Genomic DNA, 22509 nt, shown 5'->3' with positions numbered 1-22509 from the left:
CACTTTCGCTGCGAAACTACAGCCTCGATGCCGCGTGCGCCCCGGCGCGGCGCCCGAAGAACGAGCCCTCGCCCAGCTGCGTCCCGCTGGCGTAGCCCTTGCCGTCCTGGGCGATGTTTGATGCGCACGCCCCCACCGCGTACAGGCCGGGCACCACGGTGTCGTCTTCGCGCAGCACCTGCCCGTCCACGGACACGGCCAGCCCGCCGACGGTGAATCCGGCGTACATCGCCTTGCCCAGCGACATGTCGAACGCGCCCCACGGCCCTTTGTCTTGCGGCGCAAGGAATTCCGGCTGCTTGTGAAAATCGGGATCCTCGCCGCGTGCGGCGTGGGTGTTGTAACGATCCAGCGTCGCCACCAGGTTGCCCTGCGGGATGCCCAGTGCGGCTTCCATCTCGGGCACGGTCTCCCAGCCGTCGATCAGCGGCACCAACGGCATCTTGGGGTGCTCCAGGTGGGCCTCGTCGACGATCAGGAACGCCGCGCTGTCCGGCTGATCCATGATGAACCCTGACGTGCGGGAGTGGTAGGAGTCTTCGGCGACGAACCGCTGCCCGAGCTTGTTCACGATGATCCCGGTGAGCAGGATCGACGGCGGGTACGGCGGCGCCGTGATGAAGATCTGATCCATGTGCTGGGTGGCGCCCCCCGCCGAGACGCCCAGCCGGATGCCCAGGCCGTCGTCGTAGGTGTTGCCGAGCACGAACGGCTTCTCGCCCAGCTTCGGGGTGTACTTGGCTACCATCTCCGGGTTCATCACGAAGCCGCCGGCAGCGATGATCACCGACTTTGCCTTGATCGCACCGGTTTCGGAGAATTGCTTCCATGTCACGCCGGTCACCGCGCCGGTGTCGTCCACGATGAGCTGGGTGGCGCCGGTCTCGTACCGCACCTGCACGCCGAGGCTCGCGGCCCGCTTGAGGAGCAGGTCGATCACCATGCTGGCGCCGCCGGTGTCACCGGGCACCGGCACCTTGTGGCCGCGCGGCGCCGGGACCGCCTTCTCCAGGAAGGGCCACACCTTCTCGTTGCCGGTGAACATCAACCCCTCGGTGTTGGGCTGGATCACGGCCTTGCCCGGGAAGTAGCTGCGCTCGAACTGAAAACCCAAGTCTTCCAACCAATTGAAATGCTCGACGCTGCCCTCGCAGTAGGCACGGATCTTGGCGTGGTCCGGCTGCCGCGACACCGCGACGAGGTATTTGTACATCTCCTCGGCCGAGTCGGGGTGGCCGGTCGCCTCCTGCACGGCGGTCCCGCCGCCGAGGTAAAAGTGGCCTCCCGCAAGGGAAGTGGTGCCACCCGCGGCGGCCGCGCGCTCGAGCACCAGCACCCGCGCGCCCGCTGCCGCCGCGCTGACCGCCGCGCAGCCGCCGCCGATGCCGAAGCCGATCACCACCACGTCCACCTCGTCCGACCAGGACGGCACCGCGTCCGCGTTGACCGTTGCGGGGATCTCGGTGCTCATCGCTGCTCCTGCTTGATGTAGTCGTAGAACGCCCTCATCTCGGGTGAGACGTAGGCGATCTCCAGATAGGGCACCCCCGCCTGCCGCGCCGACACGTAGGCGAATTGGATGCCGCCGGGCATCACGCCCTGCTGCACGACCGGGGCCCCCTGGGCGGCGGCCTCCGCCAGCGCCGCGTCGAATCCCTCGGGGTTCGGCGCCTCCGTGCAGATGTGATGCAGACCGGGCCCCGATTCGCGCAGAAAGTCACTATAGATGTTCTCCCCGCGGACCGGTGAGATCAGCTCCAGCTGCATGTCCCCGAGGTAGCTCAGCGAGATGCTGGCGACGAAATCGGCGGGCCCGCCGAGGTAGCTGCAGCTGTCCGGAGCAAAGTGCACCTCGGGTATCCGCACCCACTTCCGGACGCCTAATAGGCCGGTGAGGGCGGTTTCCGTGGCATCCAGGTCCGGGGTGACCCAGGCGATCTGCGTCGGCGATTGAGTGGGACGGGTCATCGTCTCGCAGGATAGCCCAGCCGGCCGGCCGCCAGAAAGGGCCGGGAAGACTTTGCCGTGAGCGGCCGGCTCGACCACGCGAAAGCGCGATGAACACGTTCTAATTCGGCGGCTCAGTGCTGGGTCAGCACGTCCACCAAGAGCCGCAGCTGGGTGTCGAACACCGCCGCCGGGTCGGTCAGGGTGTCGGCGCCGTATTGCCCGAAGACCTCGAGGCTGATGGCGCCCAGCACGCCCGCCCACAGCAAAAAGCACTTGGCGATCACCAGGTCGTCGCCCGGGAACCCGAACTCGTGGCGAACGCGTTCGAAGTCCGACGACATCGGTTGCGGCGCAAGATCATTCGTCAGGCGGATATCGCCGGTCGCAATGCCGGCGGCCACGGCGTCGAAGAACGCTGCCACCACGCGGGTACCGGCCGGGACGGTGCGCTCGGCGGGGGCGTGATAGCCGGGGATGGGGCTGCCGTAGAGCAAGGCCCAGCGGGCCGGATCGGCCACGGCCCACCCCCGGGCCGCCCGCGCGATGGCGATGACGTCGTCGCTCCACGCCTCGCCCGCGGTCTCGCGGGCCCGGTCCACGGTGTCGGCCAGGTCGGAATACGCGTCCACCAGCAGCAGGGTCAGCAGCTCGTCGCGGCTGGACACGTAGCGGTACACGGCCGAGGACACCATGCCGAGATCACGGGCGATCGCGCGCACCGACAACCCGGCGGCGCCGCCTTCGACCAGCTGGCGGCGGCCGAGTTCGATGATTCGCGCCTCGATCTGCTCCCGCGATTCCTGGCGTTTGCCCACGTCGCCAGTCTGTCACAACCGAGAACACCGCTCTTGCTTTTCGGTGCCGGCTGTGGCAGCGTGTCCGCCATAGAGAGCACCGCTCTCGGACCACTGCGGAGAGGACCACCATGGCCACGCGCTACGAAGAACCGGGTCGCGTCGCCCGCGCCGGCAACGCGGTGATCCGCGGGCTCGCCGAGCTGGGCATCAGCATCGCGGGCACCCGGGCGCTGCGCGTCCGGGGCCGCAAGAGCGGCAAACCGCGCGCGGTGGTGATCAACCTGCTCACCATCGACGGCGTGGACTACCTGGTCTCACCGCGCGGCAACACGCAGTGGGCCCGCAACGCGCGGGCGGCGGGCGTCGTCGAGGTGGGCCCGCGCTGGCGGCGGCGACGCGCTCGAGTCAGTGAGGTCGCCGATGCGGCCAAGCCCGAAGTGCTGAGGCGCTATCTGGCCCGCTGGTATTGGCAGGTCAAGGACTATGTCGGCGGGCTGACACCGGATTCCACCGACGAGCAGCTGCTGGCCGGGGCGCCCTCGATCCCGGTGTTCGTGCTCGAGCCCGCCGGCTGAGGCGCGTCAGCGCGGGTTGGGCGTCGCCCCGAGGTCCTGGCGGACCTGGTCCGAGGTGGCCCGCCACGACACCGCCGCGGGCAGGTCGCCCCAGACGCTGTTGAAGATCCCGACGATCTCTCCCGGGCCGCCGTTGGGCGCCAGGTACACCGGTCCCCCGGAGTCGCCCCGCTGGCTCTGCACGCCGTGCGACATGGTGAACCACCCGTTGTTGACGCTTTCCACGGTCCCGCAGGTCTCACCCGTGACCACGCCGAAGTGGCAGACGGCCTCGCCCGGCTGAAGCGCCAGGGCCGGGTTGGATTCCAGGGGACGCCCGCCCGGCAGGACGTTGTTGGCCGTGACGCCGCTGTCCAGCACGATCGCCTCGTAGTCGTTGATCACCTGGTCGGTGGCCACCGTGGTGCCGCTGGGCGTGTTGTCGCGGAATGTCGCCTGGCGTCCGATGACGTTGTGTTCGCGGTCGTAGACGACCCCGCTGCCCCGGCAGTGCCCCGCGGTGAACGCGATCTTCAGGCCCGGGTCGACGTAGCCCAGGGTGCAGACGCGATTGTCCTGGTGGATTTCCATGCCCGGATACACGACTGGGGGGTCCGCTTTGGCCGGCAGGGGCGGGAGCCAGGATGCGAGTGCCACGACGGAAGCCGAGGCGGCGAATGCGTGCAGTGCCAGGCGGCGCATGATGAGCTCCGATCCCTCCGTGAAATGCCGACCCGAAGGGTGACGTTACGGCTTGATCTCACCCCTCGTTGATCTTTTCGCACTTGAGGGCGCCGGCGTTACCCGGGCGTGACCAGCGGGACGGCGCCGTCGGTGCGGTCCGCCGTGCGCGGTTCCCAGCCGGGCGGCCCGAACACGTAACCCAGCCGATCACGCAGGCGGTTTGCCGATCGCCAGTCGCGGGCGATGGCGACGTATTCGCGGGTCTGCAGCTTCCAGATGTTGAACGTGTCGACCTGCTTCGTCAGGCCGTAATGGGGGCGGAAGACCTCGGGCTGGAAGCTGCCGAACATCCGGTCCCAAAGGATGAGGATGCCGCCGTAGTTCTTGTCCAGATAGAGCTGGTCCATCCCGTGGTGCACGCGATGGTGCGACGGGGTGTTGAAGAGGAATTCGAACGGCCGGGGCAGCTTGTCGATGCGCTCGGTGTGGATCCAGAACTGGTAAATCAGGTTCAGCGACCAGCTGAAATACACCATCCAAGGCGGAAGCCCCAACAGCGGCAACGGAATCCACATCAAGACCTCGCCGCTGTTGTTCCACTTCTGGCGCACCGCCGTGGCGAGGTTGTAGTACTGGCTGGAGTGGTGGGCCTGGTGCGTCGCCCAGACCAGCCGGACCCGGTGAGCCATCCGGTGGTAGCCGTAGTACAGCAGGTCGACGCCGACGAGCGCGACGACCCAGGTGTACCACTTGGCCGGCGAGAGCTGCCAGGGCGCCAGGTAGGCGTAGATCGCGGTGTAACCCAGCAGGGCCAGCGCCTTCCAGCCGGCGCTGGTGGCTATCGAGACCAGGCCCATCGAGATGCTCGCCCAGGAATCGCGCGTCAGGTACGCGCCCGATCCGGGGCGCTGCTCCCCCTCGGCGCGCTGCAGCTTGCGGGCCGCGGTCCATTCGATGGTCAGCAGCAACAGGAAGAACGGGATGGCGAACAGCACCGGGTCACGCATCTGCGGGGGCAGCGCGGACCAGAACCCGGTGACAGCATGCACACCGATAGATTACGACCATCGGCCAACGTTGGTAACGGCCCGTACCAATGAGGTGTTGAGCGCTTGACCGCTGTGGTGGTGATCGGCTCCGGGTTCGCCGGGTTATGGGCGGCACTCGGCGCCGCCCGGCGGTGCGACGAGCTCGCCGTCCCGGCGGGCAGCGTCGACATCACCGTGGTGAGCGCCAAACCCTTCCACGACATCCGGGTGCGCAACTACGAAGCCGACCTGAAGCCCTGCCGAATCCCGCTCGCCGATCTGCTCGACCCCGTCGGCGTGGCGCACGTCGCCGCCGAGGTGACCGCCATCGACACCGGGTCCCGCACCGTCGCCACGTCGAGCGGCGCCACCTACGGCTATGACCGACTGGTGCTGGCGTCGGGCAGCCACGTGGTCAGGCCCGCCATCCCGGGCCTGCGGGAGTTCGGGTTCGACGTCGACACCTACGACGGCGCCCTTGCGCTGCAGGGCCACCTGCGCGAGCTTGCCGACGACTCGCCGACACCGGCGGCGGCAACCGTCGTCGTGGTCGGTGCCGGACTGACCGGCATCGAGGCGGCCAGCGAGCTGCCAAATCGCTTGCGCGCCTTATTCTCTGGGCGGGGCGTCACCCCGCGGGTGATCCTGATCGATCGCAATCCGGCGGTGGGCTCCGACATGGGGCCGTCGGCGCGTCCGGTGATCGAACGGGCCCTGTCGGACAACGGCGTCGAGATCAGAACCGCCGACGGCGTCGCCGAGGTGACCCAGCGGGGCGTGACCCTGTCCTCCGGAGAGCGACTGCCGGCGGCCACGGTGGTGTGGTGCGCGGGGATGCGGGCGAGTTCGCTGACCGAGCAGCTCGGAGTGCCGCTCGACCGACTGGGCCGGGTGCATGTCGACGACTACCTGCGGGTGGCGGGCGCGCCCGGGGTGTTCGCCGCGGGCGACGTGGCCGCCGCCCGCATGGACGACGACCACCTGTCGGTGATGTCGTGTCAACACGGGCGCCCGATGGGTCGCTACGCCGGTTACAACGTCATCAGCGACCTGTTCGGCGAGCCGATGCTGGCCCTTCGAATACCTTGGTACGTCACGGTTCTCGATCTCGGCCCGGCCGGAGCGGTCTACACCGAAGGGTGGGACCGGCTGGTGGCGTCGACCGGTGCGGCGGCCAAGGCGACCAAGCAGACCATCAATACCCGGCGCATCTATCCCCCGCTGACCGGCAGCCGGGCCGACCTGCTGGCCGCCGCCGCGCCTGAGCTGCAGGCCCGGCCCTGACCGGTCGCGGTCAGCTCAGTCCGCTTGCGCCTTTTCCCCGGCGTACCACTGCACCGCCCGAACCCCCGGCTGCAGGGAGAGTTCCGCGACCAACCGCTCGAGCTTTGCCGGCGTGTGGCCGTCCATCAGTAGGTGCGCGGTCAGGGTGATCTCGTCGTCGGCCGCCTGCCCGGTGTGGATCCCGCGCAGCGTGATGTCGTTGCCGCCGGCGTGCTGGACGATGTGGGTGCGGGCGTACTTTTCGGATTTCGGGCGGCAGACCACCTGCACCAGGTAGGGCTGCACGCCCTCGTCTTCCTCGACGACGTCGTCGCGGTCGATCAGCCGCCCGAGCGGGCGCCCGAACAGGTGGATGGCGATCACGGTGCCGGTGGCGATCGCGGTGAACACCAGGTGGCCCGAGGCGGCCAGCACGCCCACCGCCGCCGAGCACCACAGGGTCGCGGCGGTGTTGAGGCCCCGGACGTTGAACCCGTCGCGCAGGATCACGCCTCCGCCGAGGAACCCGATCCCGGACACCACGTAGGACGCGACGCGGGTGGGGCTGCTGTCCTCGGTGACGACCGCATAGAGCACGAACAGGGTCGCGCCGCCGGCCACCAGCGCGTTGGTGCGCAACCCGGCCATGCGGGCCCGCCACTGCCGCTCCAGCCCGATCAAGGCGCCACAGCCCACCCCGACGCCGACGCGAAGGGCGAACTCGGCGACGCTCAACGTCTGCATGACACCGCGCCTCCTTCCCCCAACGGACGGCGGCAGCTAAGCACGCTTAGGTGAACAGCAAGTGGACCGCGACCGATCTGGCCGCCTGGTGGTCACACCGCGATAACCGGCGGGCGACCCGGCGCTAGGCCTTTGAAAGCTGTTGCGGGCAATAGAATTTCGCGGAGATCATCGCGAAGTTGGACGCGTTCTCCATGTCCATTCCGGGATTGTGGGTCTTCACGTCGTGCACCAGCTCAAGCCCCGACTCACCGTTGTTGAGGCACGTGCACACCGCCTTGCCGGACGCGACGGCCGCGTCCGGGCTGGCGTAGCTGATGCCGACCTGATGCAGGGCGGCGAGGAAGCCCGCGTCGTCGCCCTCCGGCGGCGCAGGCGGGTCCGCGTGCGCAGGCGCGGCAAACCCAATTGCGGCCGCGGTTCCAATGGCTGCCAGTAGCAGTCTCATCTTCATCACTCTCCCAATTACTCTGTGCGCTAGCCGATTTGCGCGTCGGAGGCCACTACTTGCGGCTTGTCGCCCTTCCTGAGGTGCACCGCGTGAATGCCGGGCTTCTTCGACAGCTGATCCAGCAGGGCGTCAAGACCCTCCTGATCGACGTTGTGGTGCTGCACGCTTTCGGGCTTCTCGGATATCTGGGCCACCAGACGCTTGAGGTGCTCCGGCGAGTTGCCGTCCTTCAGCTCCTTGATCGGTTTGATGCGACCTCGCACCCCGGCGCCGCCCACCACGGTGGGCGCCCCGGCGCCCAGCGCGCTGCCAAGCATGCCCGCGAGGGACATGGAGCTGAGCAGCCCGCCCTCACCGAGCGCGGCCGCGGGCACCGCGTCGGGTCCGGCGGCCGACAACGCGGCGGCCACCGTCCTGATGGCCGGCGTGGCCGTTGCCCAGCTCGGCGGGACCGACAGCTTGCCGACCAGCGTGCCGGCATTGCCCATGCCCCCCGATACGGAGTTGAACAGCGTGCCGCGGCCAAAGTTGGCGCCCCCGAGTCCGGCTCCCAGCGCATCTCTTGGCAGCCCGCCCGCGGCCGCCGCGTGCGGAGCGAACTTGAGGAACTGCGACGCGGGCAGGTTGATCAGCAGCCCGATGTCGTTGAACCCGGTGGTGAATCCGAGCGGGGTCTTGATGGCGTTGTACAGGGCGGCATATGTCGATGCGCCGGTCGGGCCGAACAGCGAGTTGACCAGGCCGTTCATCGTGCTGGTGTAGTCGGTACTGAGATTGGCAAGCGTCTGCAACAGCGGGTTGGCCGTTGTCAGCGGTGTGGACGCCGCCGACACGAGTGAGCCCACGTTCCCGGCCGGAGTGGCGGCGGCTTGGGTGACCGCGGCCGCCTGGCTGGCCAGCCCGCCGGCGTTGGTGATCTGTGGGGCCTCGGTGAACGGCGTCACGTTGGAGGCGGCCGCCGACGAACTGGCATACGTGTCCATCGCCACGGCGTCCTGCGCCCACATCTCGGCGTACTGGATCTCGGTCGCCGCGATCGCGGGGGTGTTCTGCCCGAACACGTTGGTCGCCACCAGCGACGCCAGTTGGCTGCGATTGGCCGCGATTTCCTCCGGTGGCACGTGCGCGGCGAACGCCGTCTCGTAGGCGGTTGCCGCCGCGGTCGCCTGGGCGGCGGCCTGGGCCGCCTGGCCGGCGGTGCCCTGCATCCAGGCCAGGTAGGGCGTGACGGCCGCGGCCATGCTCACCGACGACGGGCCCGTCCACACCCCACTGGTCAGGCCGTCGATCACCGAGGAATAGGCGGAGACCGTGGACTGCAATTCGCTGGCCAGCCCCTCCCAGGCCGCCGCGGCCGCCCGCATGGACCCCGAACCGGGGCCGGCGTACATCCTGCCCGAATTGAACTCCGGTGGAAAAGCTGCGTAGAACATCGTCTAGTCCCCTTGCCTGGTCGAGCGCGCCTGGGTGGTGTGGGCCGTTGCGGGTGTCATGGCGGTCACTCCTCGATCGCCGGGATCACGATGATGGTGGCCGTGCCGGCCTCCGCCGCGGCCACGCCGCCCAGCGAGCCGGCCACGCTGCCGCCGGAGGAGCCGACCCCGGCGGCGGCCACCGCCCGCCCGGCCAGGCTCGACAGCGCCATTTGGCTGAACACGCCTTCCTCGCCGGTGAGTGAGGCGGCGGCCGGCGCGGCCGCGTTGGCGGGCAGCACCTGCGCGAGCGTCCTGATCGCCGGCGCGGCCTGGGTCCAGCCCTGCGGCACCGACATGCTCCCCACCAGCGCGGCTTTGCCCATCGCTCCGGACGCCGGTGTCGCCCCCACCGCCGAACTCAGGTGGGTGGTGGCGCCGCTGGCCAGAGGCGCCAGCGCACCGGTGATGGGTTTGACGGTGTTGAACGCGGCGAGGCCCTGCCCGTTCTGCGCGTAGGAGTACACCTGGCCGAAGGACAGGAACGGACCGCCCGGTATGGAAGCCAGCCCCTGCAGGGAGTACGGCCCGGACGCAATGGTCGACATGATCGTGTTCCAGTTCGCCAGGTCAGCCGACAACCCGGCCGGCATGGAAACGTTGACCAACTGCGGTAACGACAGCCCCGAGAGCAGGTTCGCCGAGCCGGTGGTGGGCGACGAGGCCAGCCCGCTGCCGAGGCTTTGCAGCGCGGTCGGCAGGGAGTTGATCAGTTGCGACAGCTGCGTGCCGATGTTCAGGCCGCTCGCGCCGCTGGCCTGGGAGACCGCGGCCGCCTGCGCCGGCGCGGCCGCGGCGTTGGTGGTCTGCGGCGGCTCGCTGAACGGGGTGAGCTGCGACGCGGTGGCCGACGAGGCGGCGTAGGCGTACATGGCGGCGGCGTCCTGGGCCCACATCTCGGCGTACTGGGCTTCGGTGGCCGCGATGGCCGGCGTGTTCTGGCCCAGGAAATTAGTGGCGATCAGCGCCATCAGCAGGGTGCGATTGGCCGCGATCACCGGCGGCGGCACCGTGGCCGCGAAGGCCGTTTCGTAGGCGCCGGCGGCGATCTTGGCCTGGCTGGCGGCCTCCTCGGCCTGCGCGCCGGTCGCGCTCATCCACGCCACATACGGCGCCGCCGCGGAAGCCATCGCGATCGAGGAGGGGCCGGTCCACGGTCCGGTGGCGAGACCCTCGATCGTGGCGCCGTAGGAGGCGGCCGTCGACTGCAGTTCCGTCGCCAACTCGTCCCAGGCCGCCGCGGCTGCCAGCATCGGCCCCGACCCCGCGCCGGTATACATTCGCCCGGAGTTGATCTCCGGTGGTAGCGCCCCGAAATCCAACATCTATTTCCCTCCGCTCCCCTAAGTGGCCGCCATGGTAGGCGCGGCTTTCCGGCCCGGCCGCAACCGCGCGGCAGCTCTAATGGAATCCATGGAATCCGCCGTCGAATTCACCCGTTGATTCGACGTGTATGAGGACAACAGGGTTCCACACTCCCATTAAAAATATGTCAGAGGCGGCGGTCCGCCCGGCGTTCAGGCGGCGTTGCCCAATGTAGCGATCATCGTGATTGAAACGTATTCGTGGCGCGTTCCCGGGATGTAATCGTAAGGTAAACGACGAGTGTCACCGCGCCCCTGGGCCTGTGAGCATGCTGCTCATCAGCTACCATATTTCTGAACGGAAAGCCTTGTGCAGTCAACTCATAGCTAATACGTAGCAACCATCCAGAAATGGCGTTAATTTGTCCGGATGTGAACGCAATCCAGCGGCAGAGCGGCGCTGTCTGACGGCTCTGCGATATCGAATCCGCGCAATTATTGCGGCGAGCCGTTCTTGTTGCACACCGTTAAGTAATTAACATATTCGTCATGTCGCGCGTGTGAAAAGTCGTCGAGTTTGCCGGCGAGCATTTGGCGCTGCCGGCTCGCCCGCCCGTCGCAATTATTATGAAATGCAAGCAAACCCGGCCCGCCGCGCGTGCCTCGCCTGGTCACGGCGTCCTGGGCGTCCACCGTCGCCGGATCGATAGGTCGTCGTCATCTGGCACTCCCCTAAATTTCACCTAGCGTACGCATTCGTCGCTGGCGGAACGCTGATTTGCTGCTGGAAGTTTCCTGTGAGCGACTCGGTGGGATTCGCTGTGGTCATCGCGCCGCGCCGGCGCCCCGCGGGATGATCGGGAGGTTGCGGAAAGCTCATTCCGCCCGGCCGCCGGGTGTGAGGTGACGCGCGATGACCCAGCGCTAGCCGGCGGCCGGGGGCCGCGCGACGAAGGTGGGGCGGAAGCCGTACTGCGGCACGGCGCGCCCGTAGGGCTGCGCGCCCGTCGCTCCGATCGGCATCCCCGGCATGCCGGCCGCCATGGCCGGGGGTGCCACCATGGGCGTTCCGCCGAGCGACGAGGCCAGCGGGCCGGCCAGCGGCGCGGGCGCGGTCCAGCTCGGCGGCACCGACAGCGCCCCGATCATCGGCGCGTGCCCGAGCCCGGCCGAGACGGCACTGCCGACGCCCCCGGCGGCGGGGCCCGCGACCGCCTCCCCGACCGCGCCGTCGATCGCCTGGGCCGCGTCGGCCACGTCGCCGCCGGCGCCCTGGCCCAGCAGGCCCAGGAATGGGGCCAGCGTGTTGCTGGGCATGTAGAACCCCGACGAGAACGCGGTGTTCCAGATGTTGGCGTTGGGTCCCCACTCGGCCCAAAGGTTGTCCAGCGTGGCGGATCCCGACCCTGACCCGGTGAGGAGTCCCACGATCTCCGAGGCCGGGGTCTGCGCCGACGCCGGCGACGCCAGCCCCTGCAGCGCGGCCGGCAGCGCCGACATCAGCTGCGACACCGTGCCCTGCAGAGTCCCGGCCGGGTTGGCGATGGCCTGGGCCACCGCGGTCGACTGCGCGCTCGGCCCGCCGGGGCTGGTGGTCAGCTCCGGCTCGGTGAACTGGCTCAGCTGGGTGGCGACCGCGGACGAGGCGGCGTAGCCGTACATCGCGGCGGCGTCCTGGGCCCACATCTCGGCGTATTGGGCCTCGGTGGCCGCGATCGCCGGCGTGTTCTGGCCGAGGATGTTGGTGGCGATCAGCGCCATCAACTGGGCGCGGTTGGCCGCGATGACGGGCGGGGGCACCGTCCCCGCGAACGCGGCCTCGTAGGCCGCCACGGCGCCCTCGGCCTGCACGGCGGTCTGCTCGGCCTGCTCGGCCGTGGTACCCAGCCAGGCCGCGTAGGGCGCGGCGGCGGCGGCCATCGCCACCGATGCCGGGCCGTGCCATTCCTCACCGGTGAGCGCGGCGAGCACCGCGCCGTAAGACAGTGCGGTGGAACGCAATTCGGCGGCGAGTCCATGCCACGCCGACGCCGCGGCCAGCATCGGGCCCGAGCCCGCCCCGGAGTACATCCGGCCGGAGTTCACTTCCGGTGGGAGCATCGCGAAATCGAGTGCAGCGGTCATCGTCAGCCCCATCCGTCGTTGTGGGTGCTGAATTGTGTTGTTGCTAAGGCGAACTCGCGACCTGCGGTGGCGAGCTGCGCCGGGCGTGCGAAGACAAGCGACATCGGACTACTCCTCGGGGAAAGAGAGTGACCCGGGCCGGCCGGCAATCATGGCTGGTTTCAGCGCAATTCACGGACGCGGTCCGCTGGGCGGACGCGTCCGTACGAGGTCTGTCGGGGTGAGCCGTTCAGACTGTCAGAAAGGGGCCGGGGCCGGATCGAATCGAAATGGTCGATCTGGAATACGGACTATCGCCGAGACTCATTTCGCTCTCACCTCCTCACGGCCTGGGCACACGGGGGTGCCGTCAACGTGCACACGGGGAGAAGTGCCCGGGCTGATACTCCCGGAGACCGCACCCCTCTCGTCAGAGCTTCGGCACCACACGGCGTATCCGACCTGAGCCGGAAGCCACTTGGGCTCAACCCTTAGTCCGGGAGGAGCTGTCCTGACCCTGGGCGTCTTTCGACGTTCGAGGTCAGTGGCCTGTATCCGCGCAGACGCCTCACCTAGCGAGGTGCTTGCAGAGGCCATCGTGGCACCCGGCCGTTCGATAAGTCAACCCAGCTGCAACGCGTTTGCAACAATCCCGCCGTCACCCGGCGGCCGGGGGGCGCGGCATCACGGTCACGCGGAAGCCGTAGCGCGGGCCGTGGCCGTAGCCTCCCGCGGCCGTGCCGGCGGGCATCCCCGGCATGCCCGGAATCGGTGCCGGGCCGGCCCCCACCGCACCCGCACCCGGGCCGACGGCGTTGGTCCAACCGCCCCCGGCGAACGTCGCGCCCGCGTGGTTCTCCACCTGGGCGGCCGCCGTCCAGGTCTGCGGCACGGACAATCGCCCCACCAAGGCCGCCTGGTTGGTGCCGGCCGAAAACCCGCTCAGGTCCGCGGCGCCCAGGCCGCCCGAACCCAACGCCATCCCGGCCGCACCCGGCAGGGGCGTCCACAGCGCATTCCCGGAACCCGCGCCCATCGGCGGCAGCGCGGTCGCCGTCGGCGTCGCGGCCACCGACACCGCGTTGATGTCGGCCATCCCGGCCGTGACGGCCGGTTCGATGATGGCGGGGCTCACGTACCCGGCCGAGACGAACCCGTTTACGAACGAGGAATTCAGGAACGTGCCGATCGCGTTGCCGTCCGCCCCGTCCAGGAAATTCAGGATGCCGTCGAGGAGTCCCTGGCCCGGGACGGCCGCGGCGGGGTTCGCGACCGCCGACAGCGGTGACGAGAACCCTTGCAGCGCAGTCGGTATAGCGGACATCAGTTGGTCGACCGTCTGGCTGCCGGTGCCCGCCGCCGTGCCCGTGGCCTGCGTGACCGCCGATGCCTGGGCGGCCGGCCCGCCCGGATTGGTGGTCTCGGCCGGCTGATCGAACGGCGTCAGCGTCGAGGCCGCCGCCGAGCTCCCCGCGTAGCCGTACATGGCGGCCGCGTCCTGGGCCCACATTTCGCCGTACTGGGCCTCGGTTGCCGCGATCGCCGGGGTGTTTTGCCCGAGGAAGTTGGTGGCAACCAGCGCCGCGAGCAGGGAGCGGTTGGCCGCCACCTCCGCCGGGGGCACCGTCATGGCGAACGCGGCCTCGTAAGCCGCCGCCGCGGCCGCCGCCTGAGCGGAAGCCTGCTGGGCGAGTGTCCCGGTGCTGGCCATCCACTGCACATAGGGCGCCGCCGCGGCGCCCATCGATGCGGAGGCCGGCCCCATCCACTCCTCGCTCGTCAGCCCCGTGACGACCGAGTCGTATGAGGCCGCCGTCGAACCCAGCTCCGCGCCGAGCGCGGCCCAGGCCGTCGCGGCCGCCATCATCGGTGCCGATCCCGGCCCGGCATACATCCGGGCGGAGTTGACTTCCGGTGGGAGTGCTCCGAAATCCATTGCCAACACCTCCCTTAACCGGCCGTCGCGGCGTTGCGGGCGGGCATGGCGGCGTTGCATCGTGATTTCCGTTGTGTTACAAAGAAATACATCGGACTACTCCTTAAAAAATCGGATGGTCCGACCCGGCTACGGGCAGGCGAGGCCGCCGAGCGATATCGGGCGTTGCCGATTCAAACGGCGGCGAGTGCGCCGCGACCGGATCGGAGCGAAACGGTCGTTGTTCTCATGCGCTAACTGTCAATTCGGCTGTCAATTCGGCCAGTGCGCCCACCTCCCGTCGCCATGATTGCCCGAATCCGGACGAGATCCGCCGGACGCAGAGCGGACCATGCGTGGGGTAACAGCCGCCTGATTTCCAGGCGCCTTGCGACGATAGACCTAAATCCCCTTCTCAAGACCCATTTCCGCGGGGAAACTGCGCTCGGCGATGAGCATTGAGGATCATGGTGGCACCGGCACCAGCGGGCGGCAACGCGAACCGCTCACCCACTGGAAATTAATAGAAAGCTCATAGAAAGGCCGCGAGGCCACCGAAAACAATTGCGGCCGTTGGCCAGTCAGAACTGCCCAGGCAGTGCTATGACGGCGGCTTCTTCTCGGCCACGGCGGTCCGGATCCCCTCGGCGAGGTCCTCGGCCGTCAGCTCCTTGAACCGCAGGAGTTGGGCCTCGCTGAACTCGCTGAGATCGCTGGACAGGACCGCGTCGAGGTCTTCGTCGTCGAGCCGGAAACTCCGGTGATCGCGCGCCTTTTCCACGACGTTGCGGACGAAGCCGGCGTTGCCGAGCGTGTCGATACCGCGAATCAGGTCCCCGTCTTCGGAGTAGCTCTCGTCGAGGTAGAACTTGGTGTACGAGGGCAACAGGGCCTCGGCCGCCTGGTCGGTGATGACGTCCTCGTTCTCCCGCCCCATCAGTTTCGTCAGCGCGACCAACTCGTCCGGGGTGTAGCTGAAGAACTCGATGACGGTCGAAAAGCGCCGCCGCAGGCCCTGATTCACCTCGAGCATCTTGTCCATCGCCTTGGCGTAACCCGCGCCGAACACGACCAGCTCGTCGCGATGGTTTTCCATGTACAGCAGCAGCGTGTTGATGATCGCGTTGCCGTAGGGGTCACCCTGGTGGTACCCGCTCTCGTGCAGCGTGTGCATCTCGTCGAAGAAGACGGCGCCGCCCAACGCCCCCTCGAGCATCTCCTCGGTGTTCTTCTCGGCGTCGGCCATGTACCGGCCCAACAGCTTGGTGCGGCTGGTCTCCACCACCAGCGGCTTGCGCAACACGGTGAGCCCGCACAGCTGCTTGGTGAAGGCCCGCGCGACCGACGTCTTGCCGGTCCCGGGCGGCCCCAGCAGCAGGGTGTGGCGCGAGGTCACCGGCACCGGCAGCCCCATCTTCTCCCGGGCCAGGTTGACCTTGGTGGTCGACTTGATCAGCTTGATTTCCCGCTTGGCCCGTTCCATGCCCAGCATCGCGTTGAGCTCGGCGTCCCCTTCGGCCAGGTATTTGGCGGCCTCCTCGGCGTGGCGGGCGGCCTCCGTCTGGGCGCGCGTCGGCGCGCTGTCCGGGTCCCACGGGTCGGTGCGCGCCTCGATCGTCTCCGGATCGGTCAGCACCAGGCGATAGTTCGGGTTGTCCAAGGCTTCTCGCGCCGGGGCGAACTTCGGGTCCCGGGAGTACACCCGGCGCAGCAGCTCGACGGCCTCCTCCTCGCGGCCGACGTGCCGCAGGCACATGCCCTGGGTGTATAGCGCGATGTTGGCCGCCCCCGGCACCCGGTCACCCTCGACGGCGTCCTGGCCGCGCCGGAAGGCCTCCTCGAACACTCCGAGCGAGGCCAGCGCGGTGGTCGCCATCGCGGCGCCCGCGGCCTTCAGCTCGGGGTGCCGCCACGTCTTGCCCTCCGGAAACTGCACGAGCACGTCGGGCCAGCGCCCGGTGCGGAAGTACAGCACGCCCCGCACGTAGTTGACGACTTCCTCGTCGAAGGGATGCCGGGGCTCGACGCCGTCGAGCAGCTTCGCGGCTTCCCCGTAGCGTTTGGCCTCGGCGAGCACGGCGGCGTACGCGCACGCCAGCGACTCCACGCTGGTGACGGCCAGCCGGAGGAACAACCCGTCGGAAACCTCGGGCCGGAACTGCAGGTCCGTCACCCCGAGGCGGCGGGTCTCCCAACCGAACGTCCGGACCGCCGCCCACGCGCCGGCGAGCACCTCGATGCTCTGCTCGCCGGCCAGCATCCGCGCCAGCCAGGCGTCGCACATCCCCGGGTCGAGCGTGGTGGCCGTGTTGAACATCTGCGCAGCCACCTGCGGGTTGTGGCTGGGCTGTAGCCCGTTGACCGAAATTCCGGACGCCAAGAGCCCGGCGACCATGGCATTACGGGCGTCTTCGGCGGTCGACTGCGAGCGCGTCATTGCGCCGCGGGCACGCTCGCTGCGCTCTCCCGCTCCTGGCCGACAGACAGCACCAGATCATCGTCGTCGAGCAACGGACGGCTGGGCACGATCAAGAGCGGGCGGGCGGCCGGGGCGGGCAGGCTGGCGCGTACCGCCGCCAGTTGGCGGCCGGTGAGCCGGTTGAGTCCGGACCACACGCTCCTGGGGAGGCGGCGCTCGCTGTGGTAGCGCACCCAGGCCGACAGCTGCGGCCGGCCGGAGCTGGTGAGGAGCCGGATCGTGACGACGGCGGCGCCGACGTCGGGCTGCAACAGGTCTTCCAGCGTCTCGGTGGTGATGTCCGACGGCGTCAACCAGAAGCTGGCGGCGAACCCGTTGAAGTGCTTGAGGTGCCGCCATCCGGGGCGGCTCCAGGTCGGTTCGAGATCGGCCAGCACCGCGCTGTCGACCTCGGCGAGCTCGTCGGCGGTCAACGGCCTGGCCACGCAGTTTTGTCCATCGAGGTCCTGGGCGAGCCGCTCGGTGGCGGCCACCAGGGTCGACGCGAGCGAGTCGCGGGCCGCCACGGCGGCGACGTTGCGCTGCGGGTTCATCCGCAGCACCAGCCAGGTGCGGCGCACGTAGGAGGTGGGCTGGTCGCTCACCACGCCCCACTCCTCGGGGCCCCAGTCGTCCAGCTTGGACTTCTCGGCCGCCCTGGATTCGGGGCCGCCGCGGCGCACCTTCATCGAGACGATGTCGATGCCGTCGAGGTGAATGTCGAACTGGCGCAAGCCCTCTGCGACCGCGTGCACCGGCAGGATGGCCGCGGTGTTCCGGTGCCGGTGGCGCCCCGAGGCGTCGTCGTCCCCGCCGTCCACCGCGATCACGCTCACCAGGTGGCCGTCGTACTGGCGGACGCCGACCCGGTCGCGCCCGAACCGGCGCTGGTGGTCGATCGCCGGCGTGCAGCCCGCGGTCAGCGCGGTGCCCGGGTCGGCGGACCAGTCCCACAGCCAGGTGGCCAGGCCGGAGGTCACGGTGAGCCCGTGGTGGGTGACCAGGGACAGCAGCGTGACCACCGTCGCCAGGCCGACCCCGACCCAGAACGCGATGTGGTGCTCCCCCTGCCAGGAGGCCGGGCAGTGGCTGGCCACCAACAGGATGAGGATGTCGACAACAAACACCGCGGTGACCCGCGGCCACGACAAAGACAATCCGAAACTTCGCTGCGCCTTCATTGCTATTGCTGCTCCGACCTCATTGCTGCTTCCGTGTTCGCTTCATGAACACCGCTATACCGAACACGGCGCCGCCGATCAGTAACGCTGCGGTCAACCCTCCGGCTGCCACCCATATTGGCACCATATCCCGGGGCGGCGCCGCCTTAGGAATGTTCAGCGGTGCCGACAGCTGCTGCGGCGGCTTTGCCGGGCCTTCCGGTACGTCCCACGTCAAGGCCGCCACCGGGTCGATGACACCGTAGCCGACCTGGTTATCGACCCCCCGCGCCGGCGCCCGGGCGGTGCGTTCCAACCGGTTGACGACCTGATACGCCGATAGCTGCGGGTACTTGGCGCGGACGAGGGCGGCCACCCCGGACACGATCGCGGTCGAGAAACTGGTGCCGGCGGGAACCAGCAGCGAGTTGTCCGGGCCGTCGATGGCGTTGATCAAACCGTCGTCGCGGGGCGAGAGCCCGATGACGTCGGTCCCGGGCGCGGCGATTCCCACCCACGGTCCCGCGACGCTCGTCGAACCCTGGCCCTGGCCGCCCTGGGTGAGCGGCCGGCCATCGGTGTCGACCGCGCCCACGGTCAGGACGTAGTCGCTGAACCACGAGGGCGTCACCACCGTGCCCACGCCGCTCCAGTCGCGGGGATCCTTGGGCTGCATGGGATCGAAGGCCGGGTTCTGCTTGCAGTCCTTCTTGCTGGTGTCGCCGGCCGCCGCCACGATGACGACGTTCTTGTCGACCGCCGCGTAGCGCACGGCGGCGCCCAGCGAGCGCTGATCGATGATGTTGCGCGAGCTCATGCAGGTCACGTCGGAGATGTTGATCACCGTCGCGCCCAGGTTCGCGGCGTGCACGATCGCCCGCGCCATGGTCTCGACGTCGTCGATCTTTGCCCGGGTCTGCGGGTCCTCGTCGCCGGTGTAGGCGTCCTTGAGGCCGAAGGCCTGGCTGGACTGGCGGATCGCGATGATGTCGACGTCCGGGGCGATTCCGCTGTACGCGTCGGGCGCCGACGCCGGTGCCGGGGGTGCCGGCGGCGGGGGTGACGGCTTGGGCGGGTCGAGCGGACGCGGGCCGGCCGGATAGACCGGGTTGTCGACCCCCACCACGTGCCCACCGCCGGAGTAGCTGGGTATGGTCACCGTCCCGCCGCCATGGTTGGCCGCCGGTGCCTGACCCGGGCCGGCCGGACCCGCCGGGGGACCGGCCGGTGCGGGTGCCGCGGGTGGTGCGGCCGGCGGTGGCGGCGCGCCAAACGGTCCCGGCGGAGGTGACTCCGACGGCGGTGCGGGGACCATCGTCACGGTCTGAGGCAACGGCGACAACGTCACCGTCTGTGGCGGCGGCGCTTTCGGGGGCGGCTCCGTGGTGGGAATCGTGACCGGCTTGCGCGGCGCCGCCGGCGGGGTCGCCGCCCCGCTGGCGGGGGCCGCGCCGATCATCGACGCCACGATGGTGCCGTGCGCGTCGCAGTCCGACAGCCCGTCGCCCGACATGATGTAGTCGCCGCCCGGGATGAGGTGCGGAAACCGCGGGTGCGGCGTCACACCGGTGTCGATGACGGCGACCTTCTGCCCGGCCCCGCGGCCGAATTGCCACGCCTCCTGCAGGTTCAGCATGTCCATGTACTTCGGCTGCAGCCGGAAGTCGCTTCCGGGCAGCACGCCGACCTCGGTGCAGTAGGAGTTCTGCTTCATCGGCGCCGGCGGCCCGGGCGGGCCGTCGGGCGGCACCGCCGCCGGATCAACCGTCGGCGGCGATACCGCGTACGCGGGAGGCAGACCGGCTAGTGCACCTGAGGTGAGCAGGAGTGCGGCGACGGTCGCGCGGGATGCGCGACCGCGCCACACCCTGCTGCTAGCGATAACGGATCGCCGCATAGACATTCATCAGCCACAATGCCAACGGGAAGATCGGCATCAGGCACAGGTACTCGATGTATTCCACGAACTTGCGGAACAGCGGGCTGTAGATGGTGTTGGGCACCACCGCCGCGGCCGTCATGCCCGCCGCCGGCAGCAGGACCAGGATGGCCACGCTCACCGACACCGCCAGCGGGGACTGCAACCCCAGCGCGTAGCGCACCACGATGGCGGCGACGATCAGCACCGACGTCGCGGCCAGGCTGATCGCCTGCCAGCGGTCCACGTACGAGCGGCCGCGCAGCATCAGGAACCCGGCGGCGAAGCCGGCCAGAATGAGCGGCAGCCAGCGCTGGAAGGTGTGCGGGTCCGACAGCGCGGTCAGCGACACGATCATCAGCACCCCGAGCCCCAGCAGCAGGCCGGACAGGAACGAGCGGGCACGCTCGGCCTGCAGCACGACGTCGCGAACCGACGCGGGGCCCTCCAGGACCGGGGCGCCGCCGTCGGCGCGCACCACGGTCGTGGGCAGGTCCGGTCGCGCCTCGAACACCCACCGGCTGGTGGCCGACGGGAAGACGGGCAGCCGGATGCCGGCCAACCGGCGGGACAGCGCCGGCGCGGCCTGGTAACCCAGGACGCAGACCAGCACCACGCAGGCGAAGTTGGTTACCGCGCTGGTGTTTGCCACCATCCGCGCCAGGCTGGCGATCGCCGCCACGGCGCTGATCGTCACGATCGCGGTATAGATGGCCAGCCGGCGACCGGTGAAGCGCAGGATCAGCGACGCGCCGATCGCGAGCACGCCGAAGCCCAGCACCGCTTGCGGTGAGCCCACGCCGCCCGGCGGGGACGACGCCGCGGCCACCGTGAGCGGCGCGAGGCCGCTCAGCAGCATGATGTCGGCGACCAGCCGGTCCGAGTCCGTCTTCGCCCGCATCGCCAGCATGATGGCCACCGACAACGCGATCGCGGCGATGACCGAGGAGTAGACCGTGGGCAGCCACGAGTTGTGGTGCCAACGCCACCAGCCGAGCAGAGCCGACGCCAGGGTCACGCCGATCGCGACCATCGAGGCGCCGACCTGCACCGCGACGACCGGGTCGATCGCGGCGAAGCGCTTACTCAGGTTTGCCGAGACGGCGGTCGAGATGTGCTCGATGACTTGCGATCGGTGCTCGGTGTCCGGCAGGAACCGGATCCACAGCCGGTCGCCGTCGTAGACGTCCTGCTCGGTCAGCGACTGCGTGGCCCGCAGCGGCGTGCCGTCGACGAGGCACAGCGCCCACCTGCCGCGGCCGGTGGCCTCCAGCGGGGTCTCGCCGAGTTCGCGCAGCCGGCTGTTGACGACCTTCAACAGCGGGTCGGTCATCACCGAGACCGGGGCGTTGGCGTCGAGCAGGACGCCGATCTGGACACCCTCGCCGGCCATGACGCCGACGACGACCGCCCGAGGCTGGGCGATGCCCTCGATTTCTGCCTGTAAGGCGTCAGCTACTCCGGCCGATGTCATCGCCCAGCACCCCCTGTCATCGTGAATGTGTAACCCCGTGTCGCCAGGCGCTGGAAGGCCCCGGGCACGTCACTCGCAGAGGCGCCGCGGCCCCGTGAGAGGTACAGCTCGACCAATTCGGATTTCATCTGCCTCGCCTTGCGTTAAGGGTTGTGGTGACACTGCTTTGAAGATTTGCTGATGATTCTAGAGAAGTATGCCGTCTTCGCATCCCGACCGCATGTTGTCTGCAAAAGCGTTGGTGAAGTTTGTGTTTCACACGTATGTCAGACCCTGCTGTGCGTTTTCCACTCGCCGTAGGGCAGCGTGTCCAACACGGTCTTGATGCCCACCTGCACGAGTTGGGGCGTCGCCGGGCAGATCGCGAGCCACGCCTCCCCCGAACCGGCGGTGCGCGCTTGCTGGTACAGCGCGATGCGGCCGCCCGAGCCGTCCTTCAGCGACAGGACCGAGGCGCTGGGGCCCTTGGCGTCGTCCCGGTACTGGCGCGCGTACACCGCGACCTCGGCCGCGGGATCCGACAGGGCCTGGCCCAGGGCGGCAACCGTCGCGGCGCTGATCCCCATCCGCCGCAGATCTCCCCCGGAAAAGACATTGAAGCCGGATTCCTGCCAGGACTTGGTCGCCTCCAGCATCTCCTCCAGCGGCACGTTGACGGCGTTGATCGCCGCGGGCTCGGCGTGGTGAATCGACTCCAGACCGTCGATCACCAGCGACGCGATCGAGGCGCTGTCGGCGACGGCGACGTCGTCGACGGTGATGTCGCTGCCGACGCGGACGGCCGACACCCAGTGCTGACCGCGGCGGGCGAGGACCACGCGGAACTCGTTGTCGGGGATGTCGCGCGAGCCGGGTGGCTGGTTCTCGTCGTCGACGACTCCGTAGAGCAACTTGCCCCGCGACAGCAGCGCCACGACCTCGAGATCGGGCGCGGCGAGGACCCGCATTCGAGCGGCGACCTGCTCGTGCACCTCGTCGCCGACCACGATGCCCTGCTCACGCATCACCGCCATTCCGGGGTGCTCGTTGAGCCAGTCGCTCGAGTCGGTGGATACGAACGGGCGGCATCGCAATTCCGGCGCGACGTGGCGAATGTCGAGCAGCGCCTGAAGCATCCAGAAGCCGTCGACGTTGACGGTGATGTCGGTGCGGGTGCTCTGTTGGTCCATCGATAGCCTCAGAAGTAGTCGAAGTTACGGAAACCGCAGGACGCGGCAGCACACCACATCCGGTG

Annotated in this window: 18 protein-coding genes and 1 riboswitch; of the genes, 2 read left to right on the top strand and 16 right to left on the bottom strand. The window is 69.1% G+C overall.

Going from position 1 to position 22509, the window contains the following annotated elements; genetic code table 11:
• Positions 1-16 precede the first annotated feature (16 nt).
• The 3 genes from A5655_RS20050 to A5655_RS20040 all read right to left on the bottom strand — a co-directional run bounded on the left by A5655_RS20050 (position 17) and on the right by A5655_RS20040 (position 2765).
• Positions 17-1471 carry an FAD-binding protein gene (locus A5655_RS20050; protein WP_067013001.1) on the bottom strand — a complete coding sequence of 485 codons (1455 nt, stop codon included), beginning with the start codon at positions 1469-1471 and terminating at the stop codon, positions 17-19.
• Positions 1468-1968, bottom strand: coding sequence for a VOC family protein (locus A5655_RS20045; RefSeq protein ID WP_067012999.1), 501 nt, complete (start codon positions 1966-1968; stop codon positions 1468-1470). Before A5655_RS20045 ends, A5655_RS20050 begins: the two co-directional genes overlap by 4 nt.
• 113 nt (positions 1969-2081) lie before the next feature.
• On the bottom strand, positions 2082-2765 hold the full coding sequence (locus A5655_RS20040) for a TetR/AcrR family transcriptional regulator (protein WP_067012997.1): 684 nt from the start codon (positions 2763-2765) through the stop codon (positions 2082-2084).
• A 110-nt stretch (positions 2766-2875) separates the two neighbouring features.
• Here A5655_RS20040 and A5655_RS20035 point away from each other — a divergent pair, with 110 nt between their 5' ends.
• Positions 2876-3322 (top strand): nitroreductase/quinone reductase family protein, encoded by a 447-nt coding sequence (locus A5655_RS20035; protein ID WP_067012995.1) that lies wholly within the window; start codon positions 2876-2878, stop codon positions 3320-3322.
• 6 nt (positions 3323-3328) lie between these two features.
• Here the strand turns inward: A5655_RS20035 and A5655_RS20030 are convergent, their stop codons facing one another.
• Together A5655_RS20030 and A5655_RS20025 are read right to left on the bottom strand one after the other, a co-directional pair.
• On the bottom strand, positions 3329-4003 hold the full coding sequence (locus tag A5655_RS20030; protein ID WP_231999210.1) for a S1 family peptidase: 675 nt from the start codon (positions 4001-4003) through the stop codon (positions 3329-3331).
• A 98-nt stretch (positions 4004-4101) separates the two neighbouring features.
• The gene (locus A5655_RS20025) at positions 4102-5034 is read right to left on the bottom strand and encodes a sterol desaturase family protein (protein WP_067012991.1); all 933 of its coding nucleotides are present in this window, start codon (positions 5032-5034) and stop codon (positions 4102-4104) included.
• 63 nt (positions 5035-5097) lie between these two features.
• Here A5655_RS20025 and A5655_RS20020 point away from each other — a divergent pair, with 63 nt between their 5' ends.
• Positions 5098-6297 carry an NAD(P)/FAD-dependent oxidoreductase gene (locus tag A5655_RS20020; RefSeq protein ID WP_067012989.1) on the top strand — a complete coding sequence of 400 codons (1200 nt, stop codon included), beginning with the start codon at positions 5098-5100 and terminating at the stop codon, positions 6295-6297.
• A 15-nt stretch (positions 6298-6312) separates the two neighbouring features.
• On the opposite strand, the gene A5655_RS20015 is transcribed toward A5655_RS20020, so the two are convergent.
• From A5655_RS20015 to A5655_RS19965, 11 genes are all read right to left on the bottom strand, one after another.
• The gene (locus tag A5655_RS20015; RefSeq protein ID WP_067012987.1) at positions 6313-7020 is read right to left on the bottom strand and encodes an MgtC/SapB family protein; all 708 of its coding nucleotides are present in this window, start codon (positions 7018-7020) and stop codon (positions 6313-6315) included.
• A 124-nt stretch (positions 7021-7144) separates the two neighbouring features.
• A complete protein-coding gene (locus tag A5655_RS20010; RefSeq protein ID WP_067013031.1) occupies positions 7145-7468 on the bottom strand; it encodes a DUF732 domain-containing protein in 324 nt (107 codons plus the stop codon).
• A 29-nt stretch (positions 7469-7497) separates the two neighbouring features.
• Positions 7498-8904 (bottom strand): PPE family protein, encoded by a 1407-nt coding sequence (locus A5655_RS20005; RefSeq protein ID WP_067012985.1) that lies wholly within the window; start codon positions 8902-8904, stop codon positions 7498-7500.
• 65 nt (positions 8905-8969) lie between these two features.
• On the bottom strand, positions 8970-10268 hold the full coding sequence (locus A5655_RS20000) for a PPE family protein (RefSeq protein ID WP_067012983.1): 1299 nt from the start codon (positions 10266-10268) through the stop codon (positions 8970-8972).
• A 903-nt stretch (positions 10269-11171) separates the two neighbouring features.
• Positions 11172-12371: a PPE family protein gene (locus tag A5655_RS19995; RefSeq protein WP_067013029.1), complete on the bottom strand. Its 1200-nt coding sequence runs from the start codon at positions 12369-12371 to the stop codon at positions 11172-11174.
• A 394-nt stretch (positions 12372-12765) separates the two neighbouring features.
• Positions 12766-12937: riboswitch (M-box (ykoK) riboswitch) on the bottom strand.
• 71 nt (positions 12938-13008) lie between these two features.
• The gene (locus tag A5655_RS19990) at positions 13009-14286 is read right to left on the bottom strand and encodes a PPE family protein (protein WP_067012981.1); all 1278 of its coding nucleotides are present in this window, start codon (positions 14284-14286) and stop codon (positions 13009-13011) included.
• A 580-nt stretch (positions 14287-14866) separates the two neighbouring features.
• Positions 14867-16702, bottom strand: coding sequence for a type VII secretion AAA-ATPase EccA (gene eccA, locus A5655_RS19985; protein WP_067012978.1), 1836 nt, complete (start codon positions 16700-16702; stop codon positions 14867-14869).
• Positions 16699-17904 carry a type VII secretion protein EccE gene (eccE, locus tag A5655_RS19980; RefSeq protein ID WP_067012976.1) on the bottom strand — a complete coding sequence of 402 codons (1206 nt, stop codon included), beginning with the start codon at positions 17902-17904 and terminating at the stop codon, positions 16699-16701. Before eccE ends, eccA begins: the two co-directional genes overlap by 4 nt.
• Before the next feature lie 19 nt (positions 17905-17923).
• The gene (locus A5655_RS19975) at positions 17924-19780 is read right to left on the bottom strand and encodes a S8 family serine peptidase (RefSeq protein WP_067012975.1); all 1857 of its coding nucleotides are present in this window, start codon (positions 19778-19780) and stop codon (positions 17924-17926) included.
• Positions 19758-21275, bottom strand: coding sequence for a type VII secretion integral membrane protein EccD (eccD, locus tag A5655_RS19970; protein WP_067012973.1), 1518 nt, complete (start codon positions 21273-21275; stop codon positions 19758-19760). The genes A5655_RS19975 and eccD overlap by 23 nt, the downstream gene beginning before the upstream one ends.
• A gap of 266 nt (positions 21276-21541) precedes the next feature.
• Complete coding sequence (locus tag A5655_RS19965) at positions 21542-22444, bottom strand: ESX secretion-associated protein EspG (protein ID WP_067012971.1); 903 nt, start codon at positions 22442-22444, stop codon at positions 21542-21544.
• Between the last annotated feature and the right edge of the window lie 65 nt (positions 22445-22509).

This window comes from Mycobacterium sp. 1081908.1 (assembly GCF_001673535.1).
Classification (GTDB): domain Bacteria; phylum Actinomycetota; class Actinomycetes; order Mycobacteriales; family Mycobacteriaceae; genus Mycobacterium.
Note: the sequence above shows the minus strand (reverse complement) of the source record. Positions and strands in the feature narration are given on the sequence as shown.